This window comes from Pseudofulvimonas gallinarii (assembly GCF_004343305.1).
GTDB classification, from domain to species: Bacteria; Pseudomonadota; Gammaproteobacteria; order Xanthomonadales; family UBA2363; genus Pseudofulvimonas; species Pseudofulvimonas gallinarii.
In genome coordinates, this window is record NZ_SMAF01000018.1 from 28,679 (window position 1) to 47,733 (window position 19,055).

Genomic DNA, 19,055 nt, shown 5'->3' on the forward strand with positions numbered 1-19,055 from the left:
ACGATCACGACCGCATGCGATGCGGATCACACCCTGATTGACCTCGACTCGTCGATTCCGGGTGAAGGTTGACGGGCGGTCTGATGCCGTCCAGTTTCCGGCGTCCGATGAGGCCGTTTGCGGCAGGGCGCCGGGGCAGGGGTCGGGTCGGGCTGGATTGACCGGCCCGGTGGAACCGACCGCGGGCATGACGTCCGGTGCGCGTGGAACATGCCCCTGCCAACCTTGCGTGTTACCCGGTCCACGACCACGCTGCGTCGACACCGAATGACGACGATGGCATCGTCGTCGACGCAGTGACTGGCCCCGGCGCTCAGCGATAGCCGGCCGCCTGCAGTTCGAAGAGTTCGGCGTAGCGCTTGCCGGCGGCGAGCAGTTCCTCGTGGGTACCGACTTCCTCGATGCGCCCGCCTTCCAGTACCAGGATGCGGTCGGCCATGCGCACGGTCGAGAAGCGGTGCGATATCAGCACCGCCGTCTTGCCGGCGCTGAGTTCCTTGAAGCGCTGGAAGACTTCGAATTCCGAGCGTGCATCCAGTGCCGCCGTCGGCTCGTCGAGGATCAGCAGTTCGGCATCGCGCATGTAGGCGCGGGCGATGGCGATCTTCTGCCATTCGCCGCCGGACAGGTCGACGCCTTTCTTGAAGCGCTTGCCGATGACCTGGTCGTAACCATTCGGCAGCTTGGCGATGACGTCGTCGGCGAGGCTGCGCCGTGCCGCTTCCTCGATGCGCGCGCGGTCGTCGCCGGCCTCGATGCGGCCGACGGCGATGTTCTCCGCCGCGGTGAGGTGGTAGCGGACGAAGTCCTGGAAGATCACGCCGATGTTCGCGCGCAGCTCGTCGAGGTCGTATTCGCGCAGGTCGTGGCCGTCGAGCAGGATGCGCCCCTCGTCCGGGTCGTACAGGCGCGCCAGCAGTTTCACCAGCGTGGTCTTGCCGGCGCCGTTCTCGCCGACCAGCGCCATCACTTCCCCGGCATGCAGCGTGAAGTTGAGATGGCGCACGGCCCAGCGCTGCGCGCCCGGATAGATGAAGCCGACATCCTGGAACTCGAAGCCCTGGCGGATCGGCCGCGGGAACGGGCGCGGGTTTTCCGGGGAGGTGATCTCCGGCTCGATCTGGAAGAACGAGAACAGGTCGTCCAGGTACAGCGCCTGGCCGGCGAGTTGCGAGAAGCCCATGAGCAGGCCTTCAAGCAGCGTGCGCAGGCGACGGAATGATCCGGCCAGGAAGGTGAGGTCGCCGATGGAGAAGTCGCCGCGCACCGTGCGCCAGGCGATGAAGGCGTAGGCGAAGTAGTAACCGACCGTCCCCAGCGTCGTGAACAGCGCGCCCCATCCTGCGCGCCGGATGGCGAGGCGGCGGTTGGCGCGGTAGAAGCCCTCGGCCAGCGTGCGGTAGCGGTCGATCAGGAAGCGGTTGAGGCCGAAGATCTTCACTTCCTTGGCCGTTTCCACGCTGGCCCCGGTCTGCCGCACGTAGTCCAGCTCGCGGCGCTCCGGCGTCCACGCGTAGTTGAGCGAGTAGCTCTTGGCGTTGAAGTGCACCTCGCCGATGAAGGCCGGCACCAGCGCCAGCACCAGCAGTGCGATCAGCCAGGGTGCATAGATCATCAGGCCGGCGGCGAAGCTGATGATGGTGACGATGTCCTGCGCCTGGCCGAGCAGCTGGCTGAGCAGCGTCGAGCGGCCCATGGCCTGCCGGCGCGCGCGTTCCAGCTTGTCCTGCAGTTCGCTGTCCTCGAAGTCCTCCAGGTCCAGTGTCGCCGCGTGCTCCATCAGGCGCACGCTGGTGGCGTTGTTGAAGCGTTCGCCGAGCAGGGCGTCGAGCAGCGAGACGATGCGGCCGAGCACGTCGGACACCACGGCCAGTACGAACTCGGCGACCAGCAGGAAGGCCAGGTGGTCGAGCTGGCCGCCCAGCCACCAGTCGCGCCAGCCGGTCGGGGGCACGCCGGCCTGCACCAGCAGCACGGCTTCGTCGATGATCAGTTTGCCCAGGTAGAGCATGACCACCGGCAGCAGCGCGCGCGCCAGGCGCAGCACGAGGCTGGCGAAGGCCATCGAGGGACTGGTCTGCCAGACCAGCTTGATGAAGGGTGGCAGGTTGCGCAGCGCGCCCACGCGCTCGCGCAGGGTGGTGTTGGCTGGTTCGGCTGCGGGACCGGGCGGCTGCGGGCCGGATGGAGCGCGCGCGCCCATGGTGTACTCGCGTGGCATGTGTCGGGAAGTCTGCAGCGGTGACGGCGGCAAGCATCGCACATCGGCGACCCGCGGCAGTAGCGCCGGCGGACTGCCCGACAGCTGGCGCTTGGGATACAGTGGCCGTCCTGTCCGTGATCAGGTGCCGCGATGGTGCAGAACCAGGCCAAGCCCGACATCCCCGGTTACCGCATCCTCCGTCGCCTCGGCCACGGCGGGATGTCGGAGATCTGGCTGGCGGAACAGCTTGCCCTGGCGCGTCCGGTTGCCGTCAAGGTGGTATCGCCGGGTCTCGAGGCCGAGCAGCGGCTGGCGCGCTTCCGCCAGGAAGCCGCCATCGTCGCGCGCTTCGATCATCCCAATGTCGTCGGCATCATCGAGTTCGGCGAAACCGCCGACGGCCGCCTGTATTTCTCGATGCCCTACGTGCCCAACGGCACGCTGGCGCAGGCCGGCCTCGGCGGCGACAGTCCGCGCGTGCGCGAGGTGCTGGGACAGGTGCTCGACGCGCTCGCCTACGTGCACGAGCTGGGCGTCGTGCACCGCGACGTCAAGCCGGAGAACGTGCTGTTCGACCAGGTCGGTCGGGCGCGACTGGCGGATTTCGGCGTGTCACGTTCGATCGAATCGGTGAGCCGGCACACCAAGGCCGGCGAGACCTTCGGTTCCAGCCTGTACATGAGTCCCGAGCAGGCCAGGGGCGAACTGCCCGACGGTCGCAGCGACCTCTACAGCGTCGGCGCCATCGCCTACGAGCTGTTGACCGGCGAGCCGCCGTTCACCGGTCCCGACCACCTCAGCGTCGTCGTCGCGCACATGCAGCAGCCGGTGCCGCGCTTGCCGGACGAACTGGCCCAGTGGCAGTCGTGGATCGACACGGCGATGGCGAAGCGCCCCGAGCAGCGCTTCCCGAACGCGGCGGCGATGGCCGCGGCGCTGCAGCGCATTCCCGGCCGGCCGTCGCCGCGCCGGCCTTCGCTGGCCGTGCGGCTGGGCATGCCGCTGCTGATCCTGTGCCTGCTCGCCATTGCCATCTGGCGCTTCGGCGAAGTGCTGTGGTCGGGCGAGGGCGCCGACGATGACATCGCCGCCGTGGCCGGCGGGACGCCCGCGGGTACCGATGCCGGCGGGTCCGAAGCGGATCCGTTCGACGACTTCGACGAGGGTGAGGCAGGCAGCGGCACGAACGCACCCGTGGCGGCGCGGTCTTCTTCGGACGGGCAGCCCGGCGATGCCATCGGCGACGGCAGGAACGGCGACAATGCCTTCGGCGATGAAGCCGCCGCTTCTTCGCAACCCGTTGCGACGCCCCCGGCGGAAGCGACGCCTCCCATCGTCGCGAAATCGGCAGAGACGGCCGAGCCGGGCGCAACGGCGGCAGCGTCAGCGCCGGGGCCGGCTGCCACCACGCCGGCCCGCGGCAGCGCCCCCAAGACCACGCCACAGGCCACGCGCACGACACCCGCCGTGCCGCCGCGATTCCCGATCGACTTCGAGACGGTGCCGCCGGTGCCACTGTTCCTGCTCGCCGGCAATCGCGAGCAGCGCCTGCAGCGCATCGATACGCACATGGACCTGGGACGGCGCACGATCGAAGCGGATCGCCAGCGTACGGAGCGCTTGCGTTCGGAAACCCAGGATGCGGCGCAGCGCAATGCGCTGCGCGACGGTTATGACCGGCGCAAGGCCAATTACGAGACCTGGCGGAAGCAGCTGCTGGCGTTACGACGCCGCGCGGCGCGCGGCGACTGACCGGACCCTGCGATGGAACCGGCGGCGTCTGCCGCCGGTCAGCTCCCCTGCAACATGAACGCCGCGGCGGCGGCGATCGCCAGCACCACGACGGCGGCGGCCCACCACACCAGCATGCCGCGACCTTCGCCGCGACCGGCAGCCGGGAGGCCCGCGGCATCGCCACTGCCCAGCGGCGCATCGATCTGGTCGATGGCCTGCACCAGGAATCGAACGCCCTCGACCACGATCTGGTCGCCGTGCTTGAGCGGGGCGCTGTTGTTCACATTGCTGCCATTGAGCTGCACGCCATTCGCGGAGTCAAGGTCGCGAAGCACCAGTCCGCTGGTGTGGCTCTCAATCGCGGCGTGGCGGCGCGACATGCCCGGTTCGTCGAGGACGAGATCGCAACTGGCATCACGACCGATCAGCAGGCGTCCATAGATCGGGATCAGGCGGCCGAACTGCGAACCGGTGACGCCACGCAGGACATAGCGCGGCGGAACGCGGCGCACGCGGGTGGCCATGGTTTCCGGATTGCCACTGCCTTCGCGCCCCGGATAGGCGATCTCGACCCGGATGGCGACCTTGCCGAATTCAATCAGGTCGCCATCGTGGAGGAAAGCGAGCGACTGCACCGGGCGACGGCTGACGAACGCTCCGGCGTCGGCCTGCACCAGTCGCAGCAGCGCGCCGTCCTGGTTGACACTGATGCGCGCATGCACCGGACGCAGCTCGCTGCCCGGAACGGCCAGCTCGTTTTCCGGATGGCTGCCGACGCGGATTTCGCCGCGGTCCAGCAACAGCGGCGGCTGGTCGCCGTCGACCAGGGTCAGGGTCACCCTGACCTTGCCGGGCGGACGCGGCACGGGAGTGTGGACGATGCGAGGGGCGTGAGGCTGCTGTTCGATCATGGCCGGGATGTTAGCTCAGGCACCCCTTGATACGGACAGATTGCCGAAACCAGGCCAGTTCGACGGGCGGCCTCGACGGCATGCGATTCGTCGGCACTATCCTGACCGTGAGCTTGCTGCTGCCTTTACCGGCGCTGTCACGCCGGAGCGGCCGGTGGGAACTGTCCCGCTGCGGGGCAGCGGACGGGGCCTGTCGGCTGGCGTGGCCCACGCAGGCGCGCGGCCTGACCGGCCCCATCGCCGCGATGCGATGGGGCCGGCCGGTCCTTACTCGAAGATGCTGTCGGCCGGAACGATCTCGATGCGGTCGGCGGAAAGCTTGAGCGGCAGCTTCTCGATGATCGCGTCCTCGGCCAGCAGCTCGGCCGGCTTCTCGCTGTTGTAGGTCACGGACGACGGCGCATCCTCGGCCAGCGCCCGAGCCAGTCCTTCGGCGTCCTTGGCGACGAACACGAACTGCGCTGCCTCCGGCTTGATGTGGCGGCGGATCGCGGCATTCACGTCGCGAAGGGTCAGGCGGTCCAGACCGCCGCGGACCTGGTCGAGGAACGCCGGCGTGCCGAACCAGTCCGCGTCGACTGCATAGCCGAGGCGGTCATGCGGCGACGCGGTGAGGATCGCCGCGTACTTGCGCAGGAAGGCGCGCGTGGCTTCGAACTGCGCCTGGGTCAGGCCATTCCGGACCAGGTTGTCGAGTTCGAACAGCGCCGTGCGCGTCGCGAACAGGGCGTCGTTGTTGTCGCGAAGCGGTCGCAGCCAGACCTGGAACAGGTCGTTCTGGCGGGCGAAGTTCGCTTCCGGCTTCATGCGCATGCCGCCCATCGGGAAGTACTCGATGTAGGCGTAGTTGCCGTAGTTCATGCCGCGCTCTTCGCGGATGCGCTTGTACAGCTGCGCCGACGAGGTCCGGTGCTCGCCCAGCCAGCTGCGCACGAGCCACAGCGCCAGCCAGTCCTGATGGCTGCGGTTGACGGCGATCGGCCAGCCGAAGGACACGGCGACGGCGGTGGTTTCCTTCTGCAGGATGCGCGCGTTGCGCACACCCGACAGCGCTGGCGCCGCCGCCTTCACGGCATTGCCATCACCTTCCGGCAGCGTCGCCAGGTCGCGCAGCAGGCGCTCGCGGAAGCGGTCGTCGAAGTGGCCGGACAGGCCGACCCGAAGGCCGGAGCGGGTCAGGCGTTCGTTGTAGAACTTGCGCACGTCATCCAGCGTGATCGACTCGAGGTCGGCGACATGGCCATAGTTGAGGCGGCCATAGGGATGCTCCGGGCCGTACACCATCTCGTACAGCGCTTCCTTGCCGAGTTCCTCGTCGTTGTTGCCGCGCAGCGAGACGCGGATGAAATTGATCTGCTGCTGCTTCAGGCGCTGGAAGTCCTCTTCGCGGAAGCCGGGCTCGAGCAGCATCTCACGGACCAGCGCGTACCAGGCGTCGAGGTTGTCGCGGTGCGCGACGCCGGACAGGCGCAGCATGTGCTTGTCCACCTGGGCGCTGAAGCCGCTGGCCATCGGATAGAAGGCGTGCTGCAGCTCGGCGAAACCGCGGCGGGCGCTGCCACCCTCGGTCAGCATGGCGGCGGTCAGGTCGGCCAGGCCGGCCTTGCCCGGCGGGTCGTAGGCGGCGCCGGCTTCGAACACCAGCGAGACCTCGACCAGCGGCGAATTGGAGGGCAGGGCGATGACGTCGATGTCCGGCAGGCTGGCATTGCGAGCCGCGGCCACCGCGGCTTCGATGTCGGCGAAGTCGCCGGCGCCTTCCATGTCGGCGGTGGTGCTGATCGACAGGCTGGCTCGGTTGCCGTCGACGAACACGCGGTCGGCGGCGGCGATGATGTCGGCCGGCGTCACGGCGTCCACCTGTGCGTACAGCGCGTTCAGCGTTTCCGGCGTGCGCTCGTACTGCACGAACTGCGCCAGTACGGCGGCGAGGCTGTCGGCGGAGGCCAGCGTGCCGGCGAAGCCGTACTTCATGCGCGAGCGCGTCGCATCCAGGCGCTGCTGGTCGACCGGCTGGCTGCGGATCTGCGTCAGCGTGGCGGCGATCGCCTCGTTGACCTTGCCGGCGTGGGCGGCGTCGGTGAGGCGGACGATCAGTGCGTAGTTGGCCGGATCGATGCTGCTCGGCGCGCGCGCGAACAGCTGGTCGGCCCAGCGCTCGCGCACCACGACCTGCTGGTACAGCTCGGAACTGGCGCCGAAGTACAGCTCGTTGACCAGCATCAGCGCCGCGGTGTCGCGCTCGCCGGTGGTGAACGCCGGACCGCGCCACGCGTGCAGCAGGTACGGCAGCGTCGGGCCGTTCCATTTCATGTGCTCGTACTTCGGTCCCTGCATCGGCGGCTCGACGGGGATGTCGACCGTGTAGCTGCCGCGCTGCCAGCCGCCCCAGTACTTGCGCACCAGTTCGAAGGTCGCTTCCGGATCGACGTCGCCGACGACGATCACGCTGGTGTACTCGGGGCGGTACCAGCGGTCGAAGAACGTATGCGCGTATTCCATCTGGTTGGGCATGTCCTCGATGTCTTCGAGGTAACCCATCGTGGTGTGGCCGTAGGTGTGCACGCCGAACGACATTTCCGCCAGCTTCTCGAAGCCCTTGAGCATCGGGTTCGAGTAGTTCTTCAGGTACTCGCCCTTGACGGCCAGCGCTTCGGTGCGGAACTGCGCTTCGGTGAACTTGAGGTTCTGGAAGCGGTCGGCTTCGATCTCGAGGATCTTCTCGAGGTCGGCGGTAGTGAAGTTGATGTGGTAGTTGGTGTAGTCGGCCGTCGTGTACGCGTTCTGGTCGGCACCGGCGTTGGTGAGGATGGCCTGGTAGGCCTCCGGCGGGTACGCCTCGGTGCCGCGGAACATCATGTGTTCGAAGAAGTGCGCGAAGCCGGACTTGCCCTTCTCGACCTCGTTGCGCGAGCCGGTCTGCACCGGGATCTGCAGCGAAACGACGCCCGGCGTGTCGGTGCGCACGACGATCACCCGCAGGTCGTTGTCCAGGGTCCGCATCAGGTAGGGCTGGTCGAACAGCTTGTCGGCCGCAGCCACGGGTGCGGCGGGCGCCACGGCAGCGGCGGCCGTGACCAGGCCGGCCAGCAGGGTGGGGATGAAGCGCATCGGCGACTCCAGTCAGTGGGGAGCCCGAAAGGATACAGGCCGGCCCGCCCGGGCGATCCTGCCGATGGTTGGGCCGGGCGGTGAAACAGCGGTGATCAGCGCCAGACCGGGCGGCATTCGCTGGCGCGGGGGATGTCCAGGCGCAGGATGCACGGCGGGCGCCCGTTGCCGGGCGCCGTGTGGCCGGAACGCGGGCGGGCGACGGGACCGGCGGCAGTCCGGGCGATGCGCCGGCGCCACCGGACCGGTCGGGTCAGGGCTTGGCGACCACCGGCTGCGGTGCGGGCGGCGCCAGGTGGGCCTTGAAGAATTCCAGCGTCGCCCGCCAGGTCGCCGCCTGGGCCTGGGCGGTATCGGCAGGCAGGCCGCCCATCGACATCGGGCCGGCATCGAGCTGTGTGGTCGGCGACCAGCCGTCGCCGGTCAGTGCATGGCCGGCACCCCAGAACACCAGCGTGGTGGTCTCCAGGCCGGCTTCGGCGCGGCGTTCGGCGATCGACTGCGCCATCGGACCGGAGGCCCAGACGGCGTCGAGCATGCCGCCGGCAACGAGCAGCGCGCCGCGATACGTCTCGACCGGAATACGCGCGGCAATGGCGCGCTGCGTATTTGCCGCGCGGCCATGGTCATGCGGGCGGCGCAGGACGGCGCCGCTGCCGCTGCCCATTGCCGAGAACTCGGCCTGGATGTTGTCGTAGGGCACGAATGGCAGCGGCTCGCCGTGCCAGGAGAAGGAGCTGCGCGTACCGGGCGCCACGCCCATGGCGCCGAAACCTTCCCAGACCACGTCACTGGGCACGATGGCGGCCACCGCGTCGATCCAGTCCATGCGCGTGGCGGCGATCAGGGAAAACTCCGCGCCCTTGGACACGCCATAGAGGCCGATGCGGTCGGCATCGACATCGTCGCGCCGGCGCAGCCATTCGTAGGCGGACTGCAGGCGATCGACGGGAATGTCGGTGAAGGACTTCGGCAGCATGTCCAGGTCGCGGCGCTGGATGAATGCCGGCGCGTGGTAGGGCAGGCCGAGGACGGCGAAGCCATGCGAGGCCAGTTGCGGCGACATGCCGCGCGCCACCCAGTCATAGCCTTCCGAGCCTCCGAGCACGATGATCGCCGGGCGCCGCGCCTTGCCCGGCACGTGCGCGAACACCGCGCCAGGGAAGGCGTCGCCGATCTCCTCGACGACGACATCGTCCCGCGCGCTGTGGATGGTCAGGCTCGCCTCGGCGACGACTTCGCCCTCGACCAGCGCCTTGAAGTGCAGGCGATTGGTCGGCCAGTCCCCGGGCGCCTGTTCGCCGGTCGGCTGCATCGACCAGGCCAGGCCACGGACGTCGGCAACGGCATAGCTGCCCTCGACCGGCGTGGCAGTGGACAGGTCGAGGCTGCCGGCGGCCGAGGTCTGGAACTGCGCCTGCGAACGGTAGAGGGCCGCCTTCGCGCCGGGTTGCCACGGGCTCAACGCGCGTTCGGCGCGCACTTCGATGCGCGCGTCGCGGGGAAACTGCTTGAGGACGATCTGCACCTCGTCGCCGGAAAGGATGGTCTCCGGGCGGACCTCGATGCGTTGCGCGTGCAGGTTGGCGCAGGCCAGCAGCGCGATGGGCAGCACACTGCAGCGGATGGGAAAACGGACAGCCATGGACGATCTCCGCGTTGGATGGTGCGCAGTGTCGACGACGGCGCAGGCTGCCGGTACTGACGCCTGTCAGCCGCTGTTGCCGGCATCCGTCATGCGTGCGGCCAGCGCATCGAAGCGCGCGCGCAGCTCGGCCAGTTCCGCTTCCAGGCGATCGACGCGCTCGCGCAGCTCGCCGGCGCCGGCTTCGGCGGCGACCGCTGCGCGTGCCTGGCCGGCATCGGCGGCGCGGCCCTGCGCCTGGGCCGCTTCGCGACCGCACAGCAGGTGGGCGTATCGGTCTTCGCGTTGGCCGGGGCCCCGCGGCAGCTTCACGACCAGCGCCGGGTGCCGCGTTTCCAGGCGTTCCAGGATGCCCCGCACCTGGTCGAGGCCCTGGAAGCGGAAAAGGCGTTCGCTGCGCGTGAACAGCTCGCCGGCCGTCTGCGCGCCGCGAAGCACCAGCAGTGCGAGCAGGGCGCGCTGCTCGGGACTGATGGCGTAGATCTCGTCGGTGCGATGGTCGTAGCGCTGCGCCCGCGCGCCATGGATGGAACGCACCAGCCGCTTGTCTTCCAGCGTGCGCAGTGCATGGCCGACGGCGCCGGCTTCCAGGTCCATGACGGGATCACGGCCGGTCTTCTGGTTGCAGGCCACCTGCACGGCGTTGGCGGTGAGCGGGTACTGCTCCGGCGTCGTCGATTCCTTTTCGATCAGGCAGGCGAGCACGCGGGCTTCATGGGCATCCAGCTGCGGTTCGGGCAGCGTGTCTTCGGTTCCGGTCATGGTTCCTGGCAGGCAGTACGGGTCGCCCGCCAGTTTAACCCGCCGCCCACCCATGACTGCCGGCATTTGCCTCGCCGGTCTCGACATTTCACCATGGGCGAAACCCGGCGGCGGGGACCGCAGGAACAGGTCGATGAATCCAGAACAGGGCGGACAAGGCGAAGTGACCCAGCTGCTGGGCGCGTGGCGCGACGGCGACACCGGCGCGCGCGACCGGATGATCGCGCTGGTCTACGACCAGGTGCGGCAGCTGGCGGCGCGACACCTGCGCCGGCAGTACGGCAGCCAGGCGGTGACGCTGCAGCCCACCGAGCTGGCCAACGAGCTGTTCATCAAGCTGCTCAACACCGATGCCGCCTGGGATGACCGCCGGCATTTCTACAACGCCGCCGCGGTCGCGCTGCGGCGCATCCTGATCGACGCGGCGCGTGCGCGCGGCAGCGACAAGCGCGGCGGTGGCCGCGCACACCTGACCCTGTCGGCGGCCGAGCACGAGGCCATTGAAAGCAACGATGCCGACGTGCTCGACGATGCGCTCAACGCGCTGCGCCAGCTTGATCCGCGCAAGTGCGAGATCATCGAGATGAGCTACCTGCTCGGGCTGACGCGCGAACAGATCGCCTCCGCGCTGGGCGTGTCGGTGCCGACGGTTGATCGCGACCTCCGGTTCGCCCGCGCCTGGCTGCAGCAGCGGCTGACCGCCTGAGCGGCGGGGGAAGGGCGGCCTCAGCCGCCGTTCCGGTTCACGTGTTCGTCACGCAGTTCGCGGCGCAGGATCTTGCCGACGTTGGACTTCGGCAGCGCGTCGCGGAATTCGATTTCGCGCGGCCGCTTGTAGCCGGTGAGGTTCTCGCGGCAGTAATCCATCAGGTCCGACTCGACCAGCGCCGGATCCTTGCGGACGACGAACAGCTTGACGATCTCGCCGGAATGCTTGTCGGGAATGCCCACGGCCGCCACTTCCAGCACGCCCGGGTGCGCCGCGACGACATCCTCGACCTCGTTCGGGTACACGTTGAAGCCGGACACCAGGATCATGTCCTTCTTGCGGTCGACGATGTAGAAGTAGCCCTTCGCGTCCATGCGCGACATGTCGCCGGTGCGCAGCCAGCCCGCGGCGTCCAGGACCTTGTCGGTCTCGTCCGGGCGCTGCCAGTAGCCCTTCATCACCTGCGGCCCGCGGATGCACAGCTCGCCGACTTCGTCGACCGGCACGTCGTTGCCGTTCTCGTCGCGCACGCAGGCATCGGTGGACGGGATCGGCAGGCCGATGGCGCCGTTGTAGTCGGGCAGGTTCATCGGGTTGATGCAGGCCGCCGGCGCCGTTTCGGTCAGGCCGTAGGCTTCGAGAAGGGTGCAGCCGGTGACCTTCTTCCAGCGTTCGGCGACGGCGCGCTGCACGGCCATGCCACCACCCAGGCTCAGGTGCAGTTTTGAGAAATCCAGCTTGTCGAAGCCTTCCGTATTGAGCAGGCCGTTGAACAGCGTGTTGACGCCGGTCAGCACCGTGAATTTCCAGGGCTTCAGTTCCTTGACGAAGCCCTTCATGTCACGCGGATTGAGGATCAGCAGGTTTCGGCCGCCGACCTGCATGAAGACCAGGCAGTTCGCCGTCAATGCGAAGATGTGGTACAGCGGCAGCGCGGTGACGATGATCTCCTGACCCGGCGTGCAGGTGTGGCCAAGCCATGCCCGCACCTGCAGCATGTTGGCGATCATGTTGCGATGGGTGAGCATCGCGCCCTTGGCCAGGCCGGTGGTGCCGCCGGTGTACTGGAGGAAGGCGATTTCGCCGCTGCGGACGTCCGGATCGCTGTAGCTGGCGGCGGCGCCGAGCCGCAGGGCGCCTTTCATGGTGATCGTGTCGCGCAGGCCGTGCTTCGGCACCATGCGCTTGATGTGACGGACGACGAAATCGACCGCGCGGCCCTTGACGCCGGGCACCAGTTCGGCGGCGCTGGTCAGGATCACCTGCTGGATGTCGGTCTCGTCGATGACTCTGGCGACGGTCGCGGCGAAGTTCTCCAGCACCAGGATGGCCTTGGCGCCGGAATCCTTGAGCTGGTGCTTCAGTTCGCGCGCCGTGTACAGCGGATTGGTGTTGACGACGGTCAGGCCTGCGCGCAGTACGCCGAATATGGCGATCGGGTAGGCATGCACGTTCGGCATCATCAGCGCCACCCGGTCGCCGCGCTGCAGCTTGAGGTGCGTCGTCAGGTAGGCGGCGAAGTCACGGCTGAGACGGTCGATCTCGCCATAGGTGTAGGTGTGCCCGAACTGCGTGAAGGCGGGCCGGTCGCGGAATTCTCGGCAGGCTTCCTGCATCACGGCACTGACCGAGGTATAGCTGTCCGGGTCGATGGTCGCCGGAATACCGGGCGGATAGCTGTCCAGCCACGGTCGGGGGATATCGGTCATCGTGCTCTCCAAGGCGATTCCATGCGCTACCGGATGGCCCGGGATTGCAGCACAGCCGTTGCTTCACCGGCAAGACGCGGTGCGCAAGGGAGGGTTCCGCCGCTACGCGGCTGTCGCCCTGCGGTGCATGTCACCGGCGGGAAGCAGGCCGCGTTCCTGCAGCCAGGCGCGGGCGTTGCCGGCATCCTGTTCGAACCAGGCGCGTGCACTGCCGAGCCGGAAGGTGTAGCCCCAGGTGTCCATGTCACGCATCAGGCGATGACGGCCGACGCCTTCCAGTCCCTCCGCCAGCACGATCTGCAGGTAGCAGGTCGCGTCTTCCTCTTCGATCGAATCCGTGGCGTCGGTGTGCACCCGTTCGCGCCGCTCCGGCGGCAGCACGATCAGGTGACAGGCCTCGTGCAGCACGGAGTGGACCGGCGTGTCGGCACGCGCGAATACCTGGTGGCCGATCAGCCCGGCTTCGGGTTCGCCCCAGTAACTGCCCGGAATCGCCGCGCCATCAGGCACGAGCTGCAGGCTCAGGCCATGGCGCGACAGCAGCGCCGCCAGCGCGCCGGCATCGATGTCGCCGACGGTCAGGACGCCTTCGTCGCCGGCCCCGGATCCGTCATGCGCCTGCACTGCCGTTCGAACGTTCGGGCAGTACGACGTTCATCTCGAGCACTTCGTGGTCGCCTTCGGTGCCGAGGTTGACCTCGACCGCATCCGGATCGACGTGGACGTACTTGCGGATGACCTCCAGCAGCTCGCGCTTCAGCATCGGCAGGTAGTCCGGCCCGCCGCGCTCGACGCGGCCCTGGGCGATGATGATCTGCAGGCGCTGCTTGGCGAGATTGGCGGTGTTCTTCTGCTTGCTCCGGAACAGGTCGAGCAGTCCCATGGTGTCAACCTCCTCCGAACAGGCGCTTGAGCAGCCCCTTCTTCTCCGGCTCCATGAAACGCAGCGGCCGGTTTTCGCCGAGCAGGCGTGCGACGGCATCGTCGTAGGCCTGTCCGGCATTGGAATCGGCATCCAGGATCACCGGATTGCCGGAATTGGACGACTGCAGCACTTCCTCGGACTCGGGAATCACGCCGAGCACCTGGATGCCGAGGATTTCCTCGACGTCCTTGAGGCTGAGCATGTCGCCGTCGGCGACGCGCTTCGCGCTGTAGCGGGTGAGCAGCAGGTGCTCGGCGATCTTGCCGTCCCCGCTTTCGGCCCTGCGCGTCTTGCTGGCGAGCAGGCCGAGGATGCGGTCGGAGTCGCGCACCGAGGACACTTCCGGATTCACCACGACGACGGCGCGGTCGGCGAAGTACATGGCCAGGAACGCGCCTTTCTCGATGCCGGCCGGCGAATCGCAGATGATGTAGTCGAATTCCTCGCGCAGCTCGTTGAGCACGCGCTCGACGCCTTCCTGGGTCAGCGCATCCTTGTCGCGCGTCTGCGACGCGGCGAGGATGGACAGGTTCTCCTGGCGCTTGTCCTTGATCAGCGCCTGCTTGAGCGTGCAGTCGCCGTTGATCACGTTGACGAAGTCATACACCACGCGACGCTCGCAGCCCATGATCAGGTCGAGGTTGCGCAGGCCGACGTCGAAGTCGATGACGACGACCTTGTGGCCGCGACGGGCCAACCCCATGGCGATCGAGGCGGAGGTGGTGGTTTTGCCGACTCCGCCCTTGCCGGAGGTGACGACGATGACTTCGCTCAATGGACTTCTCCCCGGCACGATGGCCGATCTCGATGTGGTGATGACTGGATCATAGCGGGTCGAACAGCAGTCGCTCGCCGTCCAGCCGGATGGCCAGGGCCTTGCCGTGCAGCTGGGCAGGGGCGTCCTCGAGGACGCGGTAGTTGCCGGCGACGGCGACCAGTTCGGCGTTGAATTCGCGGCAGAACACGCGCGCGGCGGTATCGCCGCTGGCGCCGGCCAGGGCGCGGCCGCGCAGGGCGCCATAGATATGGATGTTGCCGTCGGCGATCACCTCGGCGCCGGTACTGACCGTGCCGATGATGGTCAGGTCCTGGCCGCGGGCGTAGATCTGCTGGCCGGAGCGGACATGGCCTTCATGGACGCGCACGCCGGCGGCGGCCACGGGCGCGGCAGCCGGGGCCGGGGCCGGTGCAGCCGCAGCCGCGGGTGCCGGTGCCGGTGCAGGTACCGCCGCAGCCGGGTTGTCGGATTCGTAGGCGCTGCGGAAGCGGCTGAACAGCGGCAGGTCCAGCTCGCGCGCCAGCGCATCGACGGCGGGCGAGCCATAGGTCAGTCCGACCGGGAGCACGCCGCCGGCCCGGACCGCGTCCAGCACCGCGCGCGCCGTGGCGGCATCCGGCAGGTTGGAAAACGCATTCAGGTCGACAATCACCGGCGCCCGCGTCAGCAGCTGCGGCGCCGCCGCCAGCTTGCTCGCCAGTTCGTTGCGGATGTCGTCCAGGTCCAGGCGGCGCAGTTTCAATGTCGCCACGCCGACCTGGCCGACGCGCAGGTCGCAGGCTGCTTCCATCACCGTCGCCATGTCAGCCGCACCCCACGCGGCGGGTCGGGATTTCCGCGTCCGGCAGCTCGCGAGCGGCCAGCCAGGGCAGGTCGGGCAGGTGGCCGCCGCCGGCCAGGTAGGTGTCGCGCACGAACGGGAAGCTGCACAGGGTGCGTTCCATCACGCCGATGCGGCCTTCCGGCACGGCCAGTTGCGCGACTTCCTTGAATCCCATCGAGGCATGGAACATCAGCGAAGCGTTGTCGTGCGGCTCCAGCGATACCTGGCACGCCAGCACCGGCACGCGCACCTCGGCGAAACTGATGATGTCCGCGTACAGCACGCGACCCAGGCCATGGCCGCGGAACGCCGGCGCGACGACGATGCGGTCGATGTAGGCGAAAGCGGGCTGGCGCTCGCGCATCCACAGGTAGCCGGCATTGCCGGTGCCCGCCTCGTGGTCGAAACCGATGAGGAAACCGGCCAGCCCGCCGTCGCACTCGGCCACGCGGAAATAGGCCGCATTGGCGAAATGGCAGTCCAGCATGTCGCGGTCCATGGCGGCCACGGAAACACCGGCCTGCCCGTTCATCGCGAGGATGGTCGGCAGGTCTTCGGGCGCGGCATCACGGAAGATGAAGCTCATCCACAGCTCCTGGGAGAGCCCACCGTCCCGGCGGGCAGGGAAGGGCGCCATTATCCCATCCTTGGCGAGGGAGGCGTTAGCCCGGTGGTCACGGCGGCGCAGGCCGCCCGGGGCATGACCTTTGGCGGCTGCAGCGGCGATGGCGCGGCCTTACCATTCAGGCAATGTCGAACCTGAGACTCACCGCGACCGACCTGCTGCGCTACGCCGGCCTGTTCACCTGGGCCTGCGTCGGGCTGCCGCTGTTCTTTCCGGGCGAGCCGGGTCGCGGCACGGCCGACTACTACGCCTGGCTGGCCGCCTACGTGGCCTTCGGTGGCGCCTACTGGCTGGTGTCGCGGCAGCTGAACCGGCCGACGCCGGACCTGCTGCGCCTGTTGCTGCTGGCGGTGATGAGCGTGTCGCCGGCGGTGATCAGCCACTACAGCGGTACCGGTCTGGGCGGCATCCTGCTGCTGGTCAGCGCCGGCGTCCTGCCCTGGCTGCTGCCGCCGGCCTTCGGCCTGGCCTGGCTGATCGCACAGAACCTGATCCTGGTGCCGGTCTTCGCCGTGCACGAGGAGTTCACCCTGCTGCAGGCCTTCCTGCAGGTGGGCCTGTACTTCGGCTATTCCAGCTTCACCTTCGTCACCTCGCTGGTCGCCAAGCGCCAGGCCGAGGCGCATGACGAGCTGCGCCGGCTGAACGCGGAACTGCGGGCGACGCGGGCGCTGCTGGCCGAATCCAGCCGCGCCAACGAGCGCGTGCGCATATCGCGCGAACTGCACGACCTGCTCGGCCACCACCTGACGGCGCTGTCGCTGAACCTGGAAGTGGCCAGCCACCGCACCGAAGGCGACGCGCGGGCGCATGTGCGCCAGGCCCAGTCGCTGACCCGCCTGCTGCTCAGCGATGTCCGCGATGTCGTCAGCGAGCTGCGCAAGGACGTCAGCATCGACCTGTCCGAGGCGCTGGCGCGCCTGGTGGAAGGCGTGCCGCGGGTCAAGGTGCATGTGCAATTGCCCGAGGACATCCGCGTCGATGGCGCCGAGCACGCCCAGATCCTGCTGCGCGTGGCGCAGGAGGCTCTGACCAATGCCGTCCGCCACGGCAAGGCCGACAACCTGTGGCTGACCTTCAGCCGCCGCGACGACGGCGCCATCGAGGTGCGGGCGGAAGACGACGGTGCCGGCTGCGAAGTGGCCGTGGCCGGCAATGGCCTGACCGGCATGGCGGAACGCTTGCGCCGGTTCGGCGGGGAACTGATGATCGACAGCGCGCCAGGACGGGGCTTCCGCCTGCGTGCCATTCTGCCCGTGGGAGGGGCCGGACCATGATTTCCGTATTGCTGGTGGACGACCAGACCCTGGTGCGCCAGGGCATCCGCAGCCTGCTCGAGCTTTCCGATGCCGTGCAGGTGGTGGCCGAAGCAGCCGACGGCGAACAGGCCATCGAGCTGATTCCCAGCGTCGGGCCGGACGTGGTCCTGCTCGACATGCGCATGCCGGGGAAGTCCGGCCTGGACGTGCTGCGCATCCTCGCCGAGCGCAAGCAGCTGCCGCCGACCATCATCCTGACCACCTTCGACGATGACGAACTGGTGCTTGCCGGCCTGCAGGCCGGGGCCCGCGGCTACCTGCTCAAGGACGTGACCCTTGAACAGCTGGTCGAAGCGGTGAAGACGGTGGCCGAAGGCGGCTCACTGGTCCGGCCGGCCGTCTCACAGCGGCTGCTGTCCGGCCTGGACAAGATGCAGAACAGCTTCGCCAGCCTCGACCAGCCCGATCCGCTGACCGAGCGGGAAACCGAGATCCTGCGCCTGATGGCCGGGGGATACAGCAACCGGGAGATCGCCAACTCCTTGAATGTGGCCGAGGGAACGGTAAAAAACCACGTCTCCAACATCCTCTCCAAACTCGGCGTGCGCGACCGCACCCGTGCCGTGCTGAAGGCATTCGAGCTCGGCCTGGTCTGAACCGCGGGCCGGCAGGTGCCGCTGCACCTGCTCGCTCCGCCGACTTTGTCATTCAGCGCCCGTTGGCAACGGACGCCGGCACCAGTACCATTCCGGGTCGCACCGCACCACCGGAGTAGGACTACATGCGTGTAATCAAGGAACTGTTGCTGGCCGCGATCGTCACGGTCATCTTTTTCGCGGTGCTGATGGCCCTGCTGCCCAGCCGCGCGAGCGTGGTGCGCAACCTGGAGATCCATCATCCGATCGCCCAGGTCAGTGACATGATCAGCTCGTTCAAGCAGTTCCCGCTGTGGTCGCCCTGGGGCATGCGCGATCCGAACGTGAACTACCAGTTCACGCCGGCGCTGTCCGGCCCGGGTGCGCGCGCGAGCTGGTTCAGTGCCAAGGACCCGTGGATCGGCGACGGCAGCCTGCAGATCGAGGACGTCTCGCCGGGCGAGTGGGTCAGCTATTCTTTGAACGCGCCCTGGCGCGGCCACACCAAGACCGCCGACCTCACCATCGCGGAAACCGACCGCGGCACTGTGAACGCCACCTTCAAGGTCGACGTCGACTATGGCTGGGACCTGTTCGGCCGCGTTCGCGGCATGTACCTGGAAGGCCAGATCGGCGACGACCTGATGTACAGCCTCGGCAAGATCAAGGAGAAGATCGAGTCGCTGCCCGATGTCGACTATTCCGAGGACTTCGCCACCGCGAAGCCGATCGAGGTCGAACTGCAGCCGCTGAACGTGATCTCGATCCACGGCCAGGCCGCCACCAACCAGCCGTATTCGGTGCAGCCGACGGTTCTGCGCTTCACCGAGACGCTGACCGCGACCATCGACATCAAGCGCCTGACGCGCACCGGTCCGCGCCTGGCGGTGCTGAACCGCTGGGGCCAGAACTACGACTTCACCGCCGCCGTGCCGATCAAGGAAGTCGAAGCGGACCTGCCGGAAGGCGTGAGCTTCTCGGTCATCGACGGTGGCAAGCACCTGAAGATCCACTACGCCGGCCCGCGCTGGGACCTGCCGCGCCAGCGCGACATGCTGATCGCCTGGGCCGGTGCCAACGGCTACAAGACGCGTGGCCCGATCGTCGAGGAATTCCTCAACGACACCGGCGGCAGCGGCGACAACGCCGTCCTCGAAGGTGACCTGCAGACCAACATCTACCTGCCCGTCGAATAACGGCGGCGGTGGCCGGTCCGTGTCGCGGGC

General features: G+C 68.2%; 16 protein-coding genes. 5 read left to right on the forward strand and 11 right to left on the reverse strand.

From position 1 onward, the window contains the following. Positions 1-313: 313 nt before the first annotated feature. Positions 314-2,203 carry an ABC transporter ATP-binding protein gene (locus EDC25_RS11140; protein ID WP_240639715.1) on the reverse strand — a complete coding sequence of 630 codons (1,890 nt, stop codon included), beginning with the start codon at positions 2,201-2,203 and terminating at the stop codon, positions 314-316. A 150-nt stretch (positions 2,204-2,353) separates the two neighbouring features. On the opposite strand from EDC25_RS11140, the gene EDC25_RS11145 reads away from it, so the two are divergent. Beyond that, complete coding sequence (locus tag EDC25_RS11145) at positions 2,354-3,955, forward strand: serine/threonine-protein kinase (protein ID WP_123522787.1); 1,602 nt, start codon at positions 2,354-2,356, stop codon at positions 3,953-3,955. Between the two features lie 38 nt (positions 3,956-3,993). Here EDC25_RS11145 and EDC25_RS11150 read toward each other — a convergent pair whose 3' ends face one another. The 4 genes from EDC25_RS11150 to EDC25_RS11165 all read right to left on the reverse strand — a co-directional run bounded on the left by EDC25_RS11150 (position 3,994) and on the right by EDC25_RS11165 (position 10,366). Further along, on the reverse strand, positions 3,994-4,776 hold the full coding sequence (locus tag EDC25_RS11150) for an FHA domain-containing protein (RefSeq protein ID WP_165910902.1): 783 nt from the start codon (positions 4,774-4,776) through the stop codon (positions 3,994-3,996). Positions 4,777-5,115: 339 nt separating this feature from the next. After that, entirely contained in the window at positions 5,116-7,959 is a 2,844-nt protein-coding gene (locus EDC25_RS11155; RefSeq protein WP_123522789.1) for a M16 family metallopeptidase, read from the reverse strand. Between the two features lie 253 nt (positions 7,960-8,212). Further along, positions 8,213-9,604, reverse strand: a complete 1,392-nt coding sequence (locus EDC25_RS11160; RefSeq protein ID WP_123522790.1) for an acyl-CoA thioester hydrolase/BAAT C-terminal domain-containing protein — start codon at positions 9,602-9,604, stop codon at positions 8,213-8,215. A 66-nt stretch (positions 9,605-9,670) separates the two neighbouring features. Next, positions 9,671-10,366, reverse strand: coding sequence for a YceH family protein (locus EDC25_RS11165; protein WP_123522791.1), 696 nt, complete (start codon positions 10,364-10,366; stop codon positions 9,671-9,673). Between the two features lie 133 nt (positions 10,367-10,499). Between EDC25_RS11165 and EDC25_RS11170 the strand changes: the two genes are divergently transcribed. Then, entirely contained in the window at positions 10,500-11,072 is a 573-nt protein-coding gene (locus EDC25_RS11170; protein ID WP_164484132.1) for an ECF-type sigma factor, read from the forward strand. Positions 11,073-11,092: 20 nt separating this feature from the next. Here the strand turns inward: EDC25_RS11170 and EDC25_RS11175 are convergent, their stop codons facing one another. The 6 genes from EDC25_RS11175 to EDC25_RS11200 all read right to left on the reverse strand — a co-directional run bounded on the left by EDC25_RS11175 (position 11,093) and on the right by EDC25_RS11200 (position 15,896). After that, entirely contained in the window at positions 11,093-12,784 is a 1,692-nt protein-coding gene (locus EDC25_RS11175) for an AMP-binding protein (RefSeq protein ID WP_132577516.1), read from the reverse strand. A 102-nt stretch (positions 12,785-12,886) separates the two neighbouring features. Continuing rightward, entirely contained in the window at positions 12,887-13,408 is a 522-nt protein-coding gene (locus EDC25_RS11180) for a hypothetical protein (protein WP_123522793.1), read from the reverse strand. Further along, positions 13,395-13,667 carry a cell division topological specificity factor MinE gene (gene minE, locus EDC25_RS11185; RefSeq protein ID WP_132577517.1) on the reverse strand — a complete coding sequence of 91 codons (273 nt, stop codon included), beginning with the start codon at positions 13,665-13,667 and terminating at the stop codon, positions 13,395-13,397. The genes EDC25_RS11180 and minE overlap by 14 nt, the downstream gene beginning before the upstream one ends. Positions 13,668-13,671: 4 nt before the next feature. Beyond that, entirely contained in the window at positions 13,672-14,484 is an 813-nt protein-coding gene (gene minD / locus EDC25_RS11190; protein ID WP_123522794.1) for a septum site-determining protein MinD, read from the reverse strand. A gap of 49 nt (positions 14,485-14,533) precedes the next feature. Then, a complete protein-coding gene (gene minC / locus EDC25_RS11195; protein ID WP_240639711.1) occupies positions 14,534-15,277 on the reverse strand; it encodes a septum site-determining protein MinC in 744 nt (247 codons plus the stop codon). Between the two features lie 13 nt (positions 15,278-15,290). Then, positions 15,291-15,896, reverse strand: a complete 606-nt coding sequence (locus EDC25_RS11200) for a GNAT family N-acetyltransferase (RefSeq protein ID WP_123522796.1) — start codon at positions 15,894-15,896, stop codon at positions 15,291-15,293. 164 nt (positions 15,897-16,060) lie between these two features. Between EDC25_RS11200 and EDC25_RS11205 the strand changes: the two genes are divergently transcribed. The 3 genes from EDC25_RS11205 to EDC25_RS11215 all read left to right on the forward strand — a co-directional run bounded on the left by EDC25_RS11205 (position 16,061) and on the right by EDC25_RS11215 (position 19,025). Continuing rightward, complete coding sequence (locus EDC25_RS11205) at positions 16,061-17,212, forward strand: sensor histidine kinase (protein WP_123522797.1); 1,152 nt, start codon at positions 16,061-16,063, stop codon at positions 17,210-17,212. Then, positions 17,209-17,850: a response regulator gene (locus EDC25_RS11210; RefSeq protein ID WP_123522798.1), complete on the forward strand. Its 642-nt coding sequence runs from the start codon at positions 17,209-17,211 to the stop codon at positions 17,848-17,850. Before EDC25_RS11205 ends, EDC25_RS11210 begins: the two co-directional genes overlap by 4 nt. Positions 17,851-17,975: 125 nt before the next feature. After that, positions 17,976-19,025 (forward strand): GyrI-like domain-containing protein, encoded by a 1,050-nt coding sequence (locus EDC25_RS11215; protein ID WP_123522799.1) that lies wholly within the window; start codon positions 17,976-17,978, stop codon positions 19,023-19,025. Positions 19,026-19,055: the final 30 nt, after the last annotated feature.

Excerpts from the sequence above, each read along its gene's own strand:
- EDC25_RS11175 (WP_132577516.1), bottom strand. The coding sequence starts at position 12,784 with ATGACCGATATCCCCCGACCGTGGCTGGACAGCTATCCGCCCGGTATT.
- EDC25_RS11210 (WP_123522798.1), top strand. The coding sequence starts at position 17,209 with ATGATTTCCGTATTGCTGGTGGACGACCAGACCCTGGTGCGCCAGGGC.
- EDC25_RS11170 (WP_164484132.1), top strand. The coding sequence starts at position 10,500 with ATGAATCCAGAACAGGGCGGACAAGGCGAAGTGACCCAGCTGCTGGGC.
- EDC25_RS11160 (WP_123522790.1), bottom strand. The coding sequence starts at position 9,604 with ATGGCTGTCCGTTTTCCCATCCGCTGCAGTGTGCTGCCCATCGCGCTG.
- minC (WP_240639711.1), bottom strand. The coding sequence starts at position 15,277 with ATGGAAGCAGCCTGCGACCTGCGCGTCGGCCAGGTCGGCGTGGCGACA.
- EDC25_RS11200 (WP_123522796.1), bottom strand. The coding sequence starts at position 15,896 with ATGAGCTTCATCTTCCGTGATGCCGCGCCCGAAGACCTGCCGACCATC.
- EDC25_RS11145 (WP_123522787.1), top strand. The coding sequence starts at position 2,354 with ATGGTGCAGAACCAGGCCAAGCCCGACATCCCCGGTTACCGCATCCTC.
- EDC25_RS11215 (WP_123522799.1), top strand. The coding sequence starts at position 17,976 with ATGCGTGTAATCAAGGAACTGTTGCTGGCCGCGATCGTCACGGTCATC.
- EDC25_RS11155 (WP_123522789.1), bottom strand. The coding sequence starts at position 7,959 with ATGCGCTTCATCCCCACCCTGCTGGCCGGCCTGGTCACGGCCGCCGCT.
- EDC25_RS11165 (WP_123522791.1), bottom strand. The coding sequence starts at position 10,366 with ATGACCGGAACCGAAGACACGCTGCCCGAACCGCAGCTGGATGCCCAT.
- EDC25_RS11140 (WP_240639715.1), bottom strand. The coding sequence starts at position 2,203 with ATGGGCGCGCGCGCTCCATCCGGCCCGCAGCCGCCCGGTCCCGCAGCC.
- minE (WP_132577517.1), bottom strand. The coding sequence starts at position 13,667 with ATGGGACTGCTCGACCTGTTCCGGAGCAAGCAGAAGAACACCGCCAAT.
- EDC25_RS11205 (WP_123522797.1), top strand. The coding sequence starts at position 16,061 with ATGTCGAACCTGAGACTCACCGCGACCGACCTGCTGCGCTACGCCGGC.